The 571-nt window shown below is 68.3% G+C and carries 1 pseudogene; it reads left to right on the top strand.

Annotated elements, in window-relative coordinates:
- Positions 1-571: pseudogene (locus SCI24_RS21455) on the top strand (UDP-N-acetylglucosamine 1-carboxyvinyltransferase); the annotation flags it as partial.

The following is a 571-nucleotide window of genomic DNA, read 5'->3' as shown; positions in this document are numbered from 1 at the left end:
GGTCGCCGGCGCCGGCACGGACACCGTGACCGTGGAGGGTGTGGAGCGCCTGCACGGCGGCAGCTACAGCGTCCTGCCGGACCGCATCGAGACCGGCACCTACCTGGTGGCGGCGGCGATCACCGGCGGCCGGGTCAAGCTCAAGGACACCCGCCCCGAACTGCTGGACAGCGTGCTGTCGAAACTGCGGGATGCCGGTGCCGAGATCGAGTGCGGTGCCGACTGGATAACGCTGGATATGCAGGGGCGGCGGCCCGGGGCCGTGGACGTGCACACGGCACCCTATCCGGCCTTCCCGACAGACATGCAGGCGCAATTCACGGCCATGAACTGCATTGCCCAAGGCGCCGCCACCATCACCGAGACGGTGTTCGAAAACCGCTTCATGCACGTGCAGGAACTGCAGCGGATGGGGGCCGACATCCGTCTCGAGGGCAACACCGCCGTCATTCGCGGTGCCGACAAGCTCATGGCGGCGCCGGTAATGGCGACCGACCTCCGCGCCTCGGCGAGTCTGGTGCTCGCAGGGCTCGTGGCGGAAGGCGATACGGTGGTCGACCGCATCTACCAC

This window comes from Halomonas sp., from assembly GCF_033549285.1.
Lineage (GTDB): Bacteria > Pseudomonadota > Gammaproteobacteria > Pseudomonadales > Halomonadaceae > Halomonas.
Note: the sequence above shows the minus strand (reverse complement) of the source record. Positions and strands in the feature narration are given on the sequence as shown.